General features: G+C 71.6%; 15 protein-coding genes. 3 read left to right on the top strand and 12 right to left on the bottom strand.

The window, feature by feature from the left end; all coding sequences use genetic code 11:
• Nucleotides 1–26 precede the first annotated feature (26 nt).
• The 7 genes from ABD932_RS25935 to ABD932_RS25905 form a co-directional block, all read right to left on the bottom strand.
• Nucleotides 27–974 (bottom strand): type II secretion system F family protein, encoded by a 948-nt coding sequence (locus ABD932_RS25935; protein ID WP_345015914.1) that lies wholly within the window; start codon nt 972–974, stop codon nt 27–29.
• 10 nt (nt 975–984) lie between these two features.
• A complete protein-coding gene (locus ABD932_RS25930; protein ID WP_250084921.1) occupies nt 985–2322 on the bottom strand; it encodes a TadA family conjugal transfer-associated ATPase in 1338 nt (445 codons plus the stop codon).
• A gap of 12 nt (nt 2323–2334) precedes the next feature.
• Nucleotides 2335–2685: a TadE/TadG family type IV pilus assembly protein gene (locus tag ABD932_RS25925; protein WP_345015913.1), complete on the bottom strand. Its 351-nt coding sequence runs from the start codon at nt 2683–2685 to the stop codon at nt 2335–2337.
• 1 nt (nt 2686) lies between these two features.
• A complete protein-coding gene (locus ABD932_RS25920) occupies nt 2687–3010 on the bottom strand; it encodes a pilus assembly protein (protein ID WP_345016418.1) in 324 nt (107 codons plus the stop codon).
• A 107-nt stretch (nt 3011–3117) separates the two neighbouring features.
• Nucleotides 3118–4383, bottom strand: a complete 1266-nt coding sequence (locus ABD932_RS25915) for a CpaE/TadZ family protein (RefSeq protein WP_345015912.1) — start codon at nt 4381–4383, stop codon at nt 3118–3120.
• A 9-nt stretch (nt 4384–4392) separates the two neighbouring features.
• On the bottom strand, nt 4393–5100 hold the full coding sequence (gene cpaB / locus ABD932_RS25910) for a Flp pilus assembly protein CpaB (protein ID WP_345015911.1): 708 nt from the start codon (nt 5098–5100) through the stop codon (nt 4393–4395).
• 55 nt (nt 5101–5155) lie between these two features.
• Entirely contained in the window at nt 5156–5965 is an 810-nt protein-coding gene (locus tag ABD932_RS25905; RefSeq protein ID WP_345016416.1) for a hypothetical protein, read from the bottom strand.
• Nucleotides 5966–6208: 243 nt separating this feature from the next.
• On the opposite strand from ABD932_RS25905, the gene ABD932_RS25900 reads away from it, so the two are divergent.
• Nucleotides 6209–7888 (top strand): chitinase, encoded by a 1680-nt coding sequence (locus tag ABD932_RS25900; protein WP_345015910.1) that lies wholly within the window; start codon nt 6209–6211, stop codon nt 7886–7888.
• A gap of 12 nt (nt 7889–7900) precedes the next feature.
• Here the strand turns inward: ABD932_RS25900 and ABD932_RS25895 are convergent, their stop codons facing one another.
• The gene (locus ABD932_RS25895) at nt 7901–8317 is read right to left on the bottom strand and encodes a hypothetical protein (protein ID WP_345015909.1); all 417 of its coding nucleotides are present in this window, start codon (nt 8315–8317) and stop codon (nt 7901–7903) included.
• Between the two features lie 125 nt (nt 8318–8442).
• Here ABD932_RS25895 and ABD932_RS25890 point away from each other — a divergent pair, with 125 nt between their 5' ends.
• Together ABD932_RS25890 and ABD932_RS25885 are read left to right on the top strand one after the other, a co-directional pair.
• Nucleotides 8443–8958: a SigE family RNA polymerase sigma factor gene (locus ABD932_RS25890; RefSeq protein WP_345015908.1), complete on the top strand. Its 516-nt coding sequence runs from the start codon at nt 8443–8445 to the stop codon at nt 8956–8958.
• Nucleotides 8959–9031: 73 nt separating this feature from the next.
• Nucleotides 9032–10282, top strand: a complete 1251-nt coding sequence (locus ABD932_RS25885) for a hypothetical protein (RefSeq protein WP_345015907.1) — start codon at nt 9032–9034, stop codon at nt 10280–10282.
• A gap of 4 nt (nt 10283–10286) precedes the next feature.
• Here ABD932_RS25885 and ABD932_RS25880 read toward each other — a convergent pair whose 3' ends face one another.
• From ABD932_RS25880 to ABD932_RS25865, 4 genes are all read right to left on the bottom strand, one after another.
• Nucleotides 10287–11606: an Nramp family divalent metal transporter gene (locus ABD932_RS25880; protein WP_345015906.1), complete on the bottom strand. Its 1320-nt coding sequence runs from the start codon at nt 11604–11606 to the stop codon at nt 10287–10289.
• Nucleotides 11607–11701: 95 nt separating this feature from the next.
• A complete protein-coding gene (locus tag ABD932_RS25875) occupies nt 11702–12139 on the bottom strand; it encodes an ATP-binding protein (RefSeq protein ID WP_345015905.1) in 438 nt (145 codons plus the stop codon).
• 91 nt (nt 12140–12230) lie between these two features.
• Entirely contained in the window at nt 12231–13145 is a 915-nt protein-coding gene (locus ABD932_RS25870) for an anti-sigma factor RsbA family regulatory protein (protein ID WP_345015904.1), read from the bottom strand.
• Between the two features lie 54 nt (nt 13146–13199).
• Entirely contained in the window at nt 13200–15818 is a 2619-nt protein-coding gene (locus tag ABD932_RS25865; RefSeq protein ID WP_345015903.1) for an ATP-binding protein, read from the bottom strand.
• Nucleotides 15819–15847 lie beyond the last annotated feature (29 nt).

Below are 15847 nucleotides of genomic sequence, written 5' to 3'. Positions count from 1 at the left end.
TCTTCCTCCTCTCCCGCTTCCGCGCCTCAGACGTCGATCCGCGACAGGCGGCGGATCAGGATGAAGCCGACCGCGTACAGCCCGAACGCGATCAGCACCGCCGCCTGGCCGACCGGGGAACCGGTCATGCGGTCCAGGGCGCCGTCCTTCACGCCGTTCATCAGGAACAGCGACCCCACGCCCAGCACCGGGACCGCGTACGACGTCATGCTCACCTGGGAGAGCTGGGTACGGACCTCGCGTCGGGTCTCCTTGCGCTCCTCCAGCGTCTCGGTGAGGTTGCGCAGTGCGCTCACCACCTGGCCGCCCGCCCGGTTCGACAGCACCAGCGTCGTGACCAGGACGACCAGTTCGCGGGACGGGAGGCGCTCGGCGAGCTCGCCCAGGGCGTCGTCCATCGAGGCGCCGAGGGCCAGCTGGTTGGAGACCTTGGCGAGTTCCTCGCCCGCCGGGGCCTCCAGTTCCTCCGCGGCGAGGCCGATGGCGGTGCGCATGGCCAGGCCCGCGTGGGCGGCGTTGGCCAGGATGCGGGCCAGTTCGGGGAGTTGGTTGATGAACTTCTCGATGCGCTTCTGGCGTTGCCAGTTGAGGAACTGGACCGCGGCCCAGATGCCCAGGAGGCCCGCGATCGGGCCGAAGAAGGGCGCGAGGGTCGCCTGGCCGATCAGCCACAGGCCGGCCACCGTCGCCAGCATGTAGACGAAGAACTCGCCCGGGGTGACGTCCAGGCCCGTCGCCGCCAGCCGCAGTTCGAGCTGCTTGCCCGGTTTCGTACGGCGCAGTCGGCGGTCCAGGTCGGCGAAGCGGCGTCGGCGGCCCCCGGCCCCGGTGATCTGGCCGGTGGCCGTCAGACGGTCGACCAGGGCCTGGCGCCGGGCCCGGCCGGCGGCGTACGCGTGGACGCCCGCTACGGCCAGCGCGCAGGTCAGCAGGGCTATGCCGGTGGTGAGCGTGATGCGGGTCTGGAGGTCCATGGGGTGGGTCCTACCTGGCTTCTCGGGTGGCGAGCTCGAGCGGGGACTGGGCGACGCCGAAGGCCTGGGGGATCGGCTGGCTCGCCAAGTAGAGGCGGTCCGCGGTGCGGCGTGGGAGGGGGAAGTACTGGAAGGCGCCGTGGACGCGGCCGTCCGGCGTCATGGGCTGGGCGTGGAAGCGGGCCACCGTCGCCAGGCGGTACGGCTCCGCCCCGTGGCTGTCCAGGATCGCGATCTCGGTGATCCGGCGGGCGCCGTCCGGGAAGCGGGTCAACTGGATGATCACGTCCACCGCGCTGTTGATCTGGTCGTGCAGCGCCTCGAAGGGGACGGCGACGTCGGACATGGACGCGAGGGTCTTCAGCCGCATCAGGGCGTCCTCCGCGCTGTTGGCGTGCACGGTGGCGAGGGAGCCGTCGTGGCCGGTCGACATCGCCTGGAGCATGTCCAGGGACTCACCGCCGCGGACCTCGCCGACGACGATCCGGTCGGGGCGCATGCGCAGCGAGTTGCGGACCAGGTCGCGGATGGTGACCTGGCCCTTGCCCTCGACGTTCGGCGGGCGGGACTCCAGGCGGATCACATGGGCCTGCTGGAGCTGGAGTTCGGCCGAGTCCTCGATGGTGATGATGCGCTCGTGTTCGGGGATCAGGCCCGAGAGCGCGTTGAGCAGGGTCGTCTTCCCGGTGCCCGTCGCGCCCGAGACGATGATGTTGGACTTCGCCTGTACCAGCCCGGCCAGCAGATACACCATGGGCTCGTCGAGCGAGCCGAGCCCGGTCATCTCGTGCAGGGTGAAGGAGCGGGGGAAGCGGCGGATCGTCAGGGTCGCGCCGGTCAGCGACAGGGGCGGGATGATGACGTTCACGCGCTCGCCGGACGGCAGGCGGGCGTCCACCATCGGGTTCGACTCGTCCACCCGCCGGTTCACCGTCGAGACGATGCGCTCGATGGTCTGCATCAGCTGGTCGTGGGAGGGGAAGCGGAGCGGCAGCTGCTCGACGCGGCCCGCTCGTTCGACGAAGATCGCGTCCGGGCCGTTCACCATGATCTCGGTGATCGACGCGTCCTCCAGCAGCGGTTCCAGGATGCCCAGGCCGAGGGCCTCGTCGACGACCCTGCGGATCAGCTGCGAGCGCTCGACCGTCGACAGCACCGGGCCCTCACGGCTGATGATGTGCCCGAGCACCCGCTCCAGCCGGGCCCGGCGCTCGGCCGCGGCCAGCGAGCTCATCTCCGCGAGGTCGATCTCCTCCAGGAGCTTGGCCCGGTAGGAGGAGACCAGGTGGCCGTCCTCGCCCCGGCTGCCGTTCTCCTCGGGGGTGTTGATGCGTGACCTCAAGCTCATGGGGATCCTCGTTCAGTGGTCGAGCGGCATGGTCGCGGTCTTCTGGGCGGGGTCGAAGTTCCAGCCGGGGACGATCGACGGGATCTCGACGACGGCGGTGACGGTCACCTCGTCGCCGCCTACCGCGGCGTCACAGGTGACGGACAACCAGCTGCTGATCGCGTTCGAGCAGCCGGCCTGCGCGCTCTCGTCCAGCGAGGCCGCGCGCGCCCCGGCCCGCGCCGCCGTACCCGCCTGCTGGGCCGTGTAGGCGATGAGCCCGACCTGTACGCCTGCCATGGCGACGAGGATCAGGACGGGGATGAACCCGAGGTATTCGAGGGCGACCTGCCCCCGGTCGCGGCGTTTCCTGTCGTACGACATCTCAGCCCGTCTCCTCCTCGACGGCACCCGCGTGGCCGTCGACCGTGAACGGGAACCCGATCGCACCCGGGAAGAGGACGGGGACCTCGAGACGCACATCGGCGGTCACGAAGCCTCCGCCGGTGCTGCACTTCACCTCGCCGGTCCACGCGTCCGGGAGCTTGTCCAGTCCCGCCTGTTGGCAGGCGGCCTGCCGCCCTCCCGGATCCGCCGCGGTCGCCGCCCGCACCGCCTCGTCCGCGGCATTCCCCGCGAGCGAGAACGTGTACCCCAGCAGCACGAACTGCCACAGCAGCACCAGGGTGATGATGATCAGCGGCATCATGCCGAGGAACTCGACGGTGACCTGGCCCTTGTCACCGCCGGACCGGCCCCGGTCACCCCTGAACCGGCCCCGGTCACCCCCGATCCGAGCCCTGTCCCCCCGCCCCCTCACCGCCCCAGCTCCTTCCGCCGCCGGAACGTCAGCGCCGCCCGGTCCCCGCCCCGTGCCTTGCCGTTGCGCCGCTGAAGCGCCCCCTCTGTTCCCTTGACCAGCCCCAGCTCCCCGGCGAGCGCCCACAGGGCCTGTCGGACGGCTCCCTTGCCGTCCAGCTCGTGCACGCGGCCGGCGTCGATCGCGCCCTGGAGTTCCTTGTAGTTGGCGGGGATCGCGGTCGCCGCGATCCCGGTGCCGGTGATCTTCTGGATCAGGGACGGCTGGATCTCCGCACCGCGCGAGTAGCGGTTGACGACGATCGTGGTCTCCTCCGCCTTGCGGATCTGCAGCCGGTCCCACATCCGTACGGTGCGTTTGGCGCCGCGGACGGCGACCACGTCCGGCGTGGTGACCAGGAGCGCCGTGTCGGCCATCTCCACGGCCGCCGCGCTCGCGCCGGTCAACTGGCCGCCGCAGTCGATGACGACGACCTCGTAGCGGGAGCGCAGGGCGCTGACGATGTGGCGGGCGGCACGGTCGGTGACCTCCTCGCCGCGCTCGCCGTCGCCGGGGGCGAGGAGCAGGGCGACCCCGGTGTCGTGCCGGAACACGGCGTCCGCGAGCACGCGCGGCGAGATGTCGTTGATGGCGGCGAGGTCGACGACCGAGCGGCGGAACTGGATGTCCAGGAAGGCGGCGACGTCCCCGGTCTGCAGGTCCATGTCGAGCAGCGCGGTGCCGGCGCCCGACGCCTGGGCGGCGAGGGCCAGTTGGATGGCGGTGAGCGTGGTGCCGACCCCGCCCTTCGCGCCGCTCACCGTCACGACGGTGCCGCCGACGCCGCTGAACACGTCCTCCCCGCCGGCGCCCAGATGCCGCCGTACGCCCACCGACCACTGGGCCACCGCGTGGACCCGGCTGGCCAGCTCCTCGTAGTGCAGCGGCAGGGCCACCAGGCCCCGCGCCCCGTAGTCCATGGCGGCCTGGAAGAGGCCGGGCCCGGCGTCGGAGGTCACGAGGATGACGCCGACCGCCGGGAAGCGCAGGGCGACCTCGCGGATGAGCTCCAGGGCCGGGACGGGGCCGATGCGTTCGTGGACGACGACGACCTCGGGCAGCTCGTCGACGGACTCGGCGGCGAGGCGCGCGAGGGTGTCGACGAGCTGGGTCGAGTCCGTCACCGGGGCCACCGGTTCGGCGTCGGGAAGCTGGCTGAGCAGCGTCGTGAGGGACCGGACCGCGTCCGCGTCGCCGACCGCCGGGAGGATCCTCGTGGGCATGGGGGCCTCTCACTTGTCCTTGGCGAGTTCGTACGTGCGGTCCGTCGCGGAGATGTCGGAGTCGCTGCCGGGGGCCACCAGGGCGAGCCGGACCTCGTCGGCGAACGACTCGGCGTAGGTGATGCGCTGGGCGTCGACGGGGGTCAGGGCGAAGGTGATCGGGACGGCCTCGGTGGTCCGGCGGGTGCGGTCGTCGTCGTCCGGTTCCAGCGAGGTCAGCTCGCCCACGTCGATGACCCGGGCGTTCTCGACGATGAGCTTGGACTGGTCGGGGGCGCTGTCGCTCTGGCCCTCGAAGGTGGCGTAGACGTTGACCTTGGAGCCCGGGGTGATCTTGCCGGCCACGCCGGTCGCCGCGTCGATCATGATGGCGATCTCCTGCTCGCCCGTCTGCAGGGCGGGCTGGTCGACGATCATGTCGCTCTGCAGCAGGGAGCCCTGTCGCAGGGTGGTGACGGCGATCTTGCCCTGGATCTCACGGAGGTTCGTGACCGCGTTCTTCGACAGCCACCGCTCGGGCATCTCGATCTTCTCGAACTGGGCCGCGCTGAGCGGGGTGTAGGGGGCCACGTCCCGCTTGAGCTGGTATGCGGTGACCTCGGGACCGACCTTGGACTTCACGTCACTGATGACGGAGAGGACGCCGGCGAAGGCGCCGAGGGCGCAGACCACCGACAGGAGCAGGAGTATCACGCCGCGGCGCTGACGGGAGTTCATGAACCGTACAACCTCATTGGGGGAATCGGTCGGGGTCGGGTGGGGCGGGGTCCGGTCAGCCTGCGCGGGCCGGTTGCTCGTGGGCGGGCGGGATGGCGGAGCAGAAGACGCAGCGGTCGCCGATGACGTCGATGCCGCACCAGTGACAGGAGTTCTGCCGTACGGAGGTGACCAGTTGGTAAAGCACCGACAGATCGGGCAGGTAGGCGCAGAACTCGACCAGCTTGGACGTCCCCCACCAGGCCGCCGACTCGGCGGGCAGCGCCGCCTCGCGCAGGCCCCTCGCCCGCCAGGAGGGGGCCAGGGTGGTGGTGACCCAGTCGGACGGGAGCTGCCCCTTGGCGACCAGCAGCGAGGTGCCGAACTCCGGGCCGGGGAGGGTGACCGAGGGGCCCATCTTCACCAGGTGCGGGGTGGGGTGGGCGAGGACGCCGAACTGGCTGCCGGGCACCCAGGACTTGGCGTGCGACTTGAGGTCGACGGGGATGCGGTCCAGCTTGGTGACGGAGCCGAGCAGCGCCCCGGCGTGGATGTAGTGGGTGAGCAGCCGGCCGGCGGAGGCGAGGACGCCGGGGCTGAGGTCGCAGGAGGCCAGCTGCCGCAACTGGCGGGCGAGGACGGCGATTCCGAGCGGGGGCAGTTCGGGGCGGAACAGGGCGATCCGGTCGCTCTCCAGCAGGGACCGTACGGTGCGCAGCCGCTGCACCACATTGCGCGGAGTGGCCTGTGAGCAGACGACGATCACATGGCCGTGCTGATCGATCAGGGTCTGCATGTCCGCCAACGACAGGTCCAGGGACTCCTGACCGAGGTCCCCGAGCACGACGGCGGGCACGGTTCGCTCGTCCTGCGCCGGCAGCGCCATGTCGGCGCTGGTCACGGCAATGGCAGTTGGCACGCGCAGCTCCCCGGTGACTTCATTGCGTGACTACCTCAGCACTGTATCCACGGCTTTGTGGCCGGAGAACAGCTTCTCTCCAGCCGAGAAGCAACTCTCCTCACACAAGTCACGGCAAAACGGGGCAGGTTACGCACACGAACTCTCCACTACCGGAATCTCTTGACACGCGAATTGGTCTGGACCAAGTTGTTCACCATGCCTCTTGTCATGTCCATACGCAGCAGATTCCGGGCGGGCGCGGTCACCGCGGCCCTCGCCCTCGCCTTCCTCCCCGCGGGCCAGGCCTCCGCCGCGGACGTCAACAACGCCAAGAACGCCGGCTTCGAGTCCGGCCTGAGCAACTGGACCTGTTCCGCGAACAGCGGGACGACCGTCACCTCCCCGGTGCACGGCGGCACGACCGCGCTCAAGGCGACCCCGGCCGGGCAGGACAACGCCCGGTGCGCCCAGACGGTGGCGGTGAAGCCCAACTCGACGTACACGCTGAGCGCCTGGGTGCAGGGCGGCTACACCTACCTGGGTGTGACGGGCACGGGCACCACCGACGTCTCGACCTGGACGCCCGACTCCGCGGCCTGGAAGCAGCTGTCGACCACCTTCACCACCGGCGCCGCCACGACCTCCGTGACGGTGTACACGCACGGCTGGTACGGGCAGGCCGCGTACCACGCGGACGACTTGTCGGTGTACGGCCCCGACGGCGGCGGGGGCACCGACCCCTCCCCCACGATCCCCGGGGCACCGGGCGGCCTGGCCGTGTCGGGTACGACCTCCTCCTCCGTCTCCCTGGCCTGGAACACCGTCTCGGGCGCGACCGGCTACAACGTCTACCGCGACGGTACGAAGTTGACCGCGGTGACCGGCACCTCGGCGACCGTGACCGGGCTCACCGCCTCGACCTCGTACTCCTTCCAGGTCACGGCGACCAACGCGGCCGGTGAGTCGCCGAAGTCGGCGGCGGTGACGGGGACCACGAACACGCCGACCGGTCCCGGCCCCGCCCTCCCGAAGCACGCGGTGACCGGCTACTGGCAGAACTTCAACAACGGCGCCACGGTCCAGAAGCTCGCCGACGTCCAGTCGCAGTACGACATCATCGCCGTCGCCTTCGCGGACGCGACCTCGACGCCGGGCGCGGTGACCTTCAACCTGGACTCGGCCGGGCTGGGCGGCTACACCGTCGACCAGTTCAAGGCCGACATCAGGGCGAAGCAGGCCGCGGGCAAGAAGGTCATCGTCTCGGTGGGCGGCGAGCGCGGCACCGTGGCGGTGAACGACGCGGCGTCGGCGACGAACTTCGCGAACTCCGTCCACTCACTGATGCAGACGTACGGCTTCGACGGCGTCGACATCGACCTGGAGAACGGCCTCAACGCCACCTACATGACGCAGGCCCTGCGCTCGCTCTCGTCCAAGGCGGGCTCGTCGCTGATCATCACGATGGCGCCGCAGACCATCGACATGCAGTCGACGTCGAACTCCTACTTCCAGACGGCCCTGAACATCAAGGACATCCTCACGGTCGTCAACATGCAGTACTACAACAGCGGCTCGATGCTGGGCTGCGACGGCAAGGTCTACAGCCAGGGCTCGGTGGACTTCCTGACCGCCCTGGCCTGCATCCAGCTGGAGGGCGGCCTCGCCCCGTCCCAGGTGGGTCTCGGCCTGCCGGCCTCGCCGAGCGGCGCGGGCAGCGGGTATGTCTCGCCCACTGTCGTGAACAACGCCCTGGACTGTCTGGCCAAGGGCACGAACTGCGGCTCGTTCAAGCCGTCCAGGACCTATCCCGACCTGCGGGGCGCGATGACCTGGTCGACCAACTGGGACGCCGCGGCCGGCAACGCGTGGTCGAACGCGGTGGGGCCGCATGTGCACGGGCTGCCGTAGGAGCCGTTGACCTCACCCCGTCGGACGGTAGTGGCCGAGCACCCAGGCGAGCTGCGGGAACCACTCCTGCAGCCTCGTCCGGGGCTTGGCCTCCACCACGCACTCGAAGAACCGGCCGTCCATGTGGACCACGGCGACCATCAGGGCCTTGCCGTCGGGGCTCGCCTTGTAGTGGACACTGCGGATCTCGGGCCAGGGGAACTCCATCGTGAAGTCCCCGAGCTCGAAGACCACGCCGGACACGTCGACGACGACCGCGTTGCGTTTGTCGACGGCCAGGAACTCGGGGCCGGCCGGTGCCGGCTGGGGCGGGAGCGGGGCGTACGGTGGCTGCGCGGGCGCGTAGGGGGGTTGCCCGGGCTGCCCGGGGGCGTACTGCGGCGGGGGCGGGCCGAAGCCCGGGGCGGGTGGGGGTGGCTGCTCGGTCATCGGGTCCTGTGTCCTTGTACGCGCCGAGAACTTCTCGGTGCTGCGGTGAAACATTCTCCCTGCCTCACCGCATCAGTGAAGTGAGGACCTCGCCGACAGCCGGCACACAGCAGCAGGGGGAACGCATGAGACAGGGCCGCGCGGACGAGTACGCCGAGTTCGCGGCGGCGAGGGCCGGCCATCTGTACCGGTCGGCCTGTCTGCTGACCGCCGGGGACACCCACCTCGCCGAGGACCTCGTCCAGGAGACACTCGGCCGGATCTACGTCCGCTGGGGACGTGTGTCCCGGGTGGGGAACCCCGCCGGGTACGCGCAGACCGTCCTCACCCGCGCCTTCCTCGCCCACCAGCGGCGGCGCAGCAGCACCGAGCGGGCCACGGACGCGATTCCCGACCGCGCGGCGTCCCACGGCGGCCAGGGCGACCTGCCGCTGCGGCTGACCCTGCTCCAGGCGCTCTCCGGCCTGCCCGCCAAGGACCGGGCCGTGATCGTCCTGCGGTACTGGGAGGACCGGTCCGTCGAGGAGACCGCCGACGCGCTGAACGCCAGTTCCGCGGCGGTGCGGACGCGGTGCACCCGGGCGCTCGGGCGGCTGCGCGAGCTGCTGGGCGAGGACCTCGGCGAGTACGCGGCTTCCTGACCCCCGGAAACCCTCCCACCCCCACGACTCTCCCCCGCCCCCGACCCCGATCCCGAGAAACGGTGGATTCGCCATGCCTGTGGAACACGACGAGGAGCACTTCGCGGGGCGGCTCGGTGACGCCCTGCACGACGCCGGTGACCGCTTCGACGCCGACCGGGCCGCGCTCGTCGCGGGCGGACTGGCGCGGGGCCGCCGGCAGCGGCTGCGCCGGCGGGCCGCCATGGCGGGCGGCGCGGCCGGGATCGCGCTCGTGGGGGTGGGCGGGGCGCTGCTGGTGCCCTGGGGCGGCACGCCCGCCCCGCGGCCGGCCGACTCCAGCGTGGCCGAACAGCCCTCCGCCACACCGTCCGCGGTTCCCCTGACGGGCCGCGAACTCATCGCCACACTCGAAGACCTGCTCCCCGAGGGAAAGGTCAGCGAGCAGCAGGCACGGGGCACCGAGGGCTCGATGCCGTCGCCGTACGTCCACCTCGTCCACGACGACGGCAAGGGCCCCGGAGCCATCGCCGTCAGCCTGAACCGGGTCGAGCCGGGCAGCGAGCAGGCCCGCCAGGTTGTCGACTGCCCGGACAAGACGCTGACCCCGCACGACAGTTGCGTCTCCAGCCGGCTGCCGGACGGCTCCCTGCTCATGCTGTTCCAGGGCTACGAGTATCCCGACCGGCGCGTCGACACCAAGAGGTGGACGGCCGACCTGGTCACCCCGACCGGACAGCATGTCTCCGTCAGCGAGTGGAACGCCGCCGCCGAGAAGGGCGCGCCGGTCAGCAGGCCCGAACCGCCCCTGTCCACCGCCCAGTTGAAGGAACTGGTGACGGCCCAGGTGTGGCGCAAGTACGTCGAATTCATTCCCGAGGACACCGGGAAGCCGACGGCGACGGCCGCGCCGGACCCCGTCGAGGAGGCGTCCTACGACAAGGTCCTGGACACGCTCGTGCCGCTCCTCCCCAAGGGCGCCGAGGTGGTCGAGAGGGGCGAGGACTTCTCGTACGCCGTGATCGACGACGGCAAGGGCAGGAGCCTCGTCGAGATCGGCGTCCAGCACGGCATGGGCGACGTAGCCGACGAGCTGTTCGGGGACGGCTCCGAGACCCTGGCGGACGGCACCAAGGTCACGGACCGCCAGGACGCGGGCGACAAGGACGTCCCGGGCTGCGTGCGGTGGACCGTCGACACCCTGCGCACGGACGGCTTCCGCGTCGCGGTCAGCGCCTACAACGCGGCAGGCCCGCATGCCGCCCCGTCCCGTGCGAAGCCCGCCCTGACCGTGCAGCAGCTCCGGGAGATCGCCCTCAGCCCACAGTGGAACAGGTTCCGCTAGGCCACTAGAAGAACTCCGACCACGGCTGGTCCCAGATCTGCTTCACGCACAGCACCAGGAACAGCAGGCCCGCGATCACGAGCATCGCGTTGCTGACCGGACCGTTGCGCCACTCCCTCGGTGTGCGCGAGGAGTTGAGGAGCCAGAGCAGGGTTCCGGCGAGGAACGGGAGGAAGGCCGCGCCCAGGACGCCGTAGAGGATGATCAGGCGGAAGGGCTCGCCCTGGAAGAGCAGGACGATGGGCGGGAAGGTCAGCCACAGCAGGTACGCGCGGAACGGCCACGAGCGTTCGCGCGCGCCGGAGGCGACCTCCTCGCCCTTCTGCTCGCCCTGTCCCCGGTAGCGGGCTACGAAGTCGGCGAACATCAGGCTCACGCCGTGCCAGACGCCGATCAGGGAGGTGTACGAGGTGGCGAAGAAGCCGATCAGGAAGAACTTGGCCGTCGCGGCCCCGTACTCCGCCTCCAGGATGTCGCTCAGCTGCAGCAGCCCCTTGTCGCCGCCGGCGATGGCCACGTTCGCCGAGTGCAGCAGCTCCGCGCCGACGAAGAGCATCGCGATCACGAAGATGCCGGTGGTGGCGTAGGCGACGCGGTTGTCGAGCCGCATGACCTTCATCCAGCCGGTGTTCGTCCAGCCCTTGGCGTTGACCCAGTAGCCGTACGCGGCAAGGGTGATGGTGCCGCCGACGCCGCCGATCAGGCCGAGGGTGTTGAGGATGGAGTCCTTCTCGTCGGGCAGGACGGGCAGCAGACCGGCGAAGGCGTCGGGGAGGTTGGGCGTGACGCGGATCGCCAGGTAGACGGTCACCACGAACATGACGCCCACCATGACCGTCATGACCTTCTCGAACACGGCGTACTTGTTGAACCAGACGAAGACCAGCCCGACCAGACCGCAGGCGATGGCCCACCACTCCAGGTCCATCACGTCCGGGAACAGCGCCTGCAGCGGCAGGGCGCTCGACGACATCGCGGCCGCGCCGTAGACGAAGCCCCAGATCACGGCGTAGACGCCGAAGAAGTACGTGGTCCAGCGGCCGAGGCTCGCCCAGCCGTCGAAGAGGGTGCGCCCGGTCGACAGATGCCAGCGCCCCGCCGCCTCGGCGAGGGAGATCTTCACCAGACAGCCGACGACCGCCGCCCAGAGCAGCGTGTAACCGAAGTTGCTGCCCGCGATGAGGGTGGCGACGAGATCGCCGGCCCCGACGCCGGTCGCGGCGACGACGATGCCGGGGCCGATGTAACGCCAACTGGACTTACGGGGACGGGAGTTCGCCTCGCCGACCGGTGATGCCGCTGTGTTACCCGTGGTGTCCGCCATGAGCGTCAAGAAAGCGCAAAGGCGCCGAGCGGACAAGAGGGCGTGCGCGATCTCCACCCGATGTGCTCACAGGGGTTTGGCGGGCGCCGGGGCTTTCACCGGCAGCAGTCGTCCGACCCGCACGTGCCGAGCTCGAACCACACTGTCTTGCCCGTCCCGTCCTGCTGGCAGCCCCAGCGCCGGGCGAGCGCGTCCACCAGGAACATTCCGCGACCGCTCTCGGAGGAGCCCGCCTCCAGCACGGTGGGAACGCGCCTTCCCGCGTCCCGGACCTCGCAGCGCAGGATCCCGTGCGCGGCGAACAGCGTGAGCCGGAAGCGGCTCGCCGAGTGCAGCAGGGCGTTGGTGGCCAGCTCGCTCACCAGCAACTCGGCCACGTCCGCCACGTCGTCCAGGTCCGCGAGCCCCCATCCCTCCAACTGCCGGCGGACCTCCGCACGGGCCTCACGGATCGCGGAGGGACGGGGGTCGTACTCGACGCTCAGATGGCCGGCCCTCATGGGCGGTTGGGGATACCCGGAGAGGTGCAGCATGGGTCCACAGTGGCGTGGACGGGGGTACGGCCGCACGGGGAGGAATACCCGATTCCATACCTGCACCGCCGCATACCCGCACCGGCCTCCGCTACCCGTACTGCAGCCGTACGCTCGCCCCTTCCCCCTCGTCACGCACATCGACGTACGCGCACACCTGCCGTGCGAACCACAGCCCCTGCCCGGGTTCCAGTTCCGCGCTCGGCGGCGGGATGAAGCCCGCGAGGGGGTCGTCGACCCGGTGCGCGGCGCGCAGTTCGGCGACGCACGCCGGGGGTTGGGCCCACAGCAGGGCCCCGTCGAGCGGGCCGACGGCGTCGGCCGCCTCGATGACGGCCGTGGCGAACAACTCCGCGTCCGCGACGGGCAGTCCACGCGCGGCCGCCCAGGCGCTTACGGCTTCGGCGGTGGGCATCGGGCCGGGGAGCCGCTCGGCGTCGGCGGGAGCCGGTGGCAGCGGTACGGCGTCGAGTTCCGCGGCGAGGCGGACCGGGTCCTCGTACACACCGGTGTCGGGGTGGGCGCGGCGGGCCGCGGCGACGATGGCGGGGCCCGCGACACGGGCGTCGTAGGCGCACAGGGCCGTCGTCGCGAGCGGGGCGAAGAGGAGGTTGGCGAGGGCCTCGTAGCGGATCCACTCGGCCGTCTCACGCGGCGAGCGGCCCGCTCGGCCGCCCCAGAGGGGCTCCATGAGGAGATGGATACGGCCGCCGGGGCCGGCGTTCGCGGCGAGGTAACCGGCGCCCTGGGCGATCGCGTTGGCGGCGGAGCCGGTGTACCACTCGGTGTGCGGGACGAGTCCGACCTCCTTCGCGTCGCCGCCGAGGGCGTCGCGCAGGAGGTTCAGGCGGGCGGTGGCGGCGATGGCCACGGGCGGGGGTTCGCCGGGGGCGGCGAGTCCTTCGGCGAGGAAGGGGAGGGCGGCGGCGAGGAACTCGTCGTCGGTGGCGTAGACGGCCATGCGGTGGTCGAAGGGGGACTGGGCTGGTGCGAGTCGGGGGGTCATGGGGTGGGACCTCCTTGGGAGCCGGTTGTCGGGTGTGCCGGTCGTGGGGCTCGCTCAGCGCTGGGCCGCCACCCAGGCCGCGATCTGGCTGCGGTTGCTGAAGCCGAGCTTGCCGAGGATGCGTTCGACGTGGCCCTCGGCGGTGCGGCGGGCGATGACCAGCCGGTCGGCGATCTGCTGATTGGCGAGACCCTGGGCGACGAGCTCGGCGACCTCGGTCTCGCGGCGGGTGAGGTGGACGCCGGTCGTGAGGTGGGGGGATCGGGGTCTGCCGTCGGTCCGGCGGGTGCCCGTCGGGTCTGCCGTGTCTGTGGTGCCCCTCGCACCTGTCACGTCGGGGGTGGCCTTGGGCCGTCGGTCGTCGGTGACCGCGTAGGCGACGGTCTCCGTGAGGCCGAGTCGAGTGCCGCGTTCGTACGCCCGTTGGAAGACGGGGCCGTTCAGGGCCTCGCGGGTCCGGGTCTCGCTGTCGTGGCGGGTCGCGTTGAGGGCCGCCGATCCCCAGCGGTCGCGGTCGATGCCGGACCAGGTGCGGTCGGCGGCGCCGAGCAGCACGGCCGCGCGTTCGTGGGCGCGGGTCTCCGTGGCGACGTGGGCCAGGAGGTCGAGGGTGAGGGCGATGCCGAGGACGTCGTGGACGGCGAGTTTGAGGCGCAGGGCCCGGCGGGCGTGGTGTTCGGCCCGGCGCCAGTCGCGCTGCACGGTGTGGGCGAGGGCGAGCATCCGCAGCACGTACGAGTGCACCCACTCCTCGCCGTGCCGTTCGCACATCCGCCGGGCCCGCTCGCAGACCTCGACGGCGCGGTCGGCCTCGCCCAGGAAGCCCAGGGCGCAGGCGAGTTCGACCTGGTCGAGGCCGTACAGGCTGAGGTGCTGGCCGGGGACGGGGCCGCGGGCGACGCTGGTCTCGAAGTGCTCGAGCGCGGTCGGGAGGTCGCCCAGGAACAGGGTGATGACGCCGATGGCGTACGCGGCGTGGGCCGCCTCGGCCTCGTCGTCGAGGTCCTGGGCCAGGGCGTGGGCGTCGCGGGCGAGGGAGAGGCCGGCGGTGAGGTCGTGGGTGGCGGCGGCGAGGAGGCCGGCGATCCACAGGCCGCGGGCGCGTTCCGGGGTCGGCTCCGGGTTGGCGGCGAGGGCGCGGTCGAGCCAGTGGCGGCCCTCGCGGGGGGCGCCGCAGGCGTGCCAGTAGAACCAGAGGGTGCCGGCGAGGCGCAGTCCGGGGAGGCGGTCGCCGGGGGTGGTGAGGCTGAAGTCGAGGGCGGTACGGAGGTTGTCCTGGTCGGCGCGGAGGCGGGCGACGATCGCGCGCTGGCCCGGGCCGAACCAGGCCCTCTCGCAGGCGGCGGCGCGGTGCAGCATCCAGTCGCGTTGGCGGCGGCGGGCGGCGGGTTCCTCGCCGGGGAGTCGGCGCAGGCGGTCCAGGCCGTAGTGGCGGAGGGTGTCGAGGAGGCGGTAGCGGGTGCCGTCGGGGCCGGACTCGCGGGACAGGACGGACTTGTCGACGAGGCCGGCGATGGCGTCGAGGATGTCGTGGGGGTGGAGGACGTCTTGAGGGTTGAGGACGTCTTGAGGGTGGAGGACGTCTTGAGGGTGGAGGACGTCTTGAGGGTGCAGGACGTCTTGAGGGTGGAGGCGGGTGATGGTGGCCGCCGGGAGTTTGTCGCCCCCGCCGTCCCTACCCGTCCCGTCCTCCAGGGGCTCCGCCCTGTCGACCCCGCCAGGGGCTCCGCCCCTGGACCCCGCTGGGGGCTCCGCCCCAGGACCCCCGACCTCGCCCGCACACACCGCCTCCGCCGTCTCCAGGTCGAAGCTCCCCGCCAGTACCGACAACCGCGCCCACACCAACCGCTCCCGCCCGGTGCACAGTTCGTGGCTCCAGTCGACCGCCGCCCGCAGGGTCTGGTGGCGGGGCAGGGCGGCGGGGCTGCCGCCGGTGAGGAGGCGGTAGCGGTCGTCGAGACGGTCGAGGAGCTGGTCGACGTCGAGGACGCGCATGCGTACGGCGGCGAGTTCGATGGCGAGGGGGAGGCCGTCGAGGCGGCGGCACAGGCGGGCGACGGCCGTCCGGTTCGCGGCGGTCAGGCGGAAGCCGGGGACCACCGCGGCGGCCCGGTCGGCGAACAGGGCGAGGGCCGGGTAGCCCTCGGGGGCGGAGAGGTCACTGTCGGGGTCGGGGACCGGCAGGGGCCGTACGTCCAGGAGGTGTTCCTCGGTGAGGCCCAGGCGGTGGCGGCTGGTGGCGAGGATCCGTACGCCGGTCGTGCCGTGCAGCAGGGCCGCGGCGAGTTCGGCGCAGGCCGGCAGCAGGTGTTCGCAGTTGTCGATCAGCAGGAGCAGCCGGCGGTCCCGTACCCGCTCCACCAGTGCCTGCAGCGGGGGTCGCGCGGAGTGGTCGTGCAGGTCGAGCGCGTCGGCGGCGGCGAGCGGGACGAGCTGCGGGTCGTCGAGGCCGGAGAGGTGCACGCACCGCACGCCGTCCGGGAAGGTGCGCCGCACAGCGGTCGCGATGCGTGCGGCGAGGCGGGTCTTGCCGACGCCGCCGGGCCCGGTCAGCGTGACCAGCCGGGTCCGGGCCAGCAGCTCGCGTCCCGCGGCGAGTTCGCCGCGCCGGTCGACGAAGCTGGTCGTCTCGACCGGCAGCCGGTGATCCCGTCGTGGCGCTGATCCGCCCATGATCAGCCGTTCCTCTGGGGTGTCGTCCG

This window comes from Streptomyces shaanxiensis (assembly GCF_039537145.1).
Classification (GTDB): domain Bacteria; phylum Actinomycetota; class Actinomycetes; order Streptomycetales; family Streptomycetaceae; genus Streptomyces; species Streptomyces shaanxiensis.
Note: the sequence above shows the minus strand (reverse complement) of the source record. Positions and strands in the feature narration are given on the sequence as shown.

Excerpts from the sequence above, each read along its gene's own strand:
- ABD932_RS25895 (WP_345015909.1), bottom strand. The coding sequence starts at position 8,317 with ATGACCGAGCAGCCACCCCCACCCGCCCCGGGCTTCGGCCCGCCCCCG.
- ABD932_RS25885 (WP_345015907.1), top strand. The coding sequence starts at position 9,032 with ATGCCTGTGGAACACGACGAGGAGCACTTCGCGGGGCGGCTCGGTGAC.
- ABD932_RS25870 (WP_345015904.1), bottom strand. The coding sequence starts at position 13,145 with ATGACCCCCCGACTCGCACCAGCCCAGTCCCCCTTCGACCACCGCATG.
- ABD932_RS25880 (WP_345015906.1), bottom strand. The coding sequence starts at position 11,606 with ATGGCGGACACCACGGGTAACACAGCGGCATCACCGGTCGGCGAGGCG.
- ABD932_RS25905 (WP_345016416.1), bottom strand. The coding sequence starts at position 5,965 with ATGGCGCTGCCGGCGCAGGACGAGCGAACCGTGCCCGCCGTCGTGCTC.
- ABD932_RS25925 (WP_345015913.1), bottom strand. The coding sequence starts at position 2,685 with ATGTCGTACGACAGGAAACGCCGCGACCGGGGGCAGGTCGCCCTCGAA.
- ABD932_RS25875 (WP_345015905.1), bottom strand. The coding sequence starts at position 12,139 with ATGCTGCACCTCTCCGGGTATCCCCAACCGCCCATGAGGGCCGGCCAT.
- cpaB (WP_345015911.1), bottom strand. The coding sequence starts at position 5,100 with ATGAACTCCCGTCAGCGCCGCGGCGTGATACTCCTGCTCCTGTCGGTG.
- ABD932_RS25890 (WP_345015908.1), top strand. The coding sequence starts at position 8,443 with ATGAGACAGGGCCGCGCGGACGAGTACGCCGAGTTCGCGGCGGCGAGG.
- ABD932_RS25865 (WP_345015903.1), bottom strand. The coding sequence starts at position 15,818 with ATGGGCGGATCAGCGCCACGACGGGATCACCGGCTGCCGGTCGAGACG.
- ABD932_RS25930 (WP_250084921.1), bottom strand. The coding sequence starts at position 2,322 with ATGAGCTTGAGGTCACGCATCAACACCCCCGAGGAGAACGGCAGCCGG.
- ABD932_RS25920 (WP_345016418.1), bottom strand. The coding sequence starts at position 3,010 with ATGATGCCGCTGATCATCATCACCCTGGTGCTGCTGTGGCAGTTCGTG.
- ABD932_RS25900 (WP_345015910.1), top strand. The coding sequence starts at position 6,209 with ATGTCCATACGCAGCAGATTCCGGGCGGGCGCGGTCACCGCGGCCCTC.
- ABD932_RS25915 (WP_345015912.1), bottom strand. The coding sequence starts at position 4,383 with ATGCCCACGAGGATCCTCCCGGCGGTCGGCGACGCGGACGCGGTCCGG.
- ABD932_RS25935 (WP_345015914.1), bottom strand. The coding sequence starts at position 974 with ATGGACCTCCAGACCCGCATCACGCTCACCACCGGCATAGCCCTGCTG.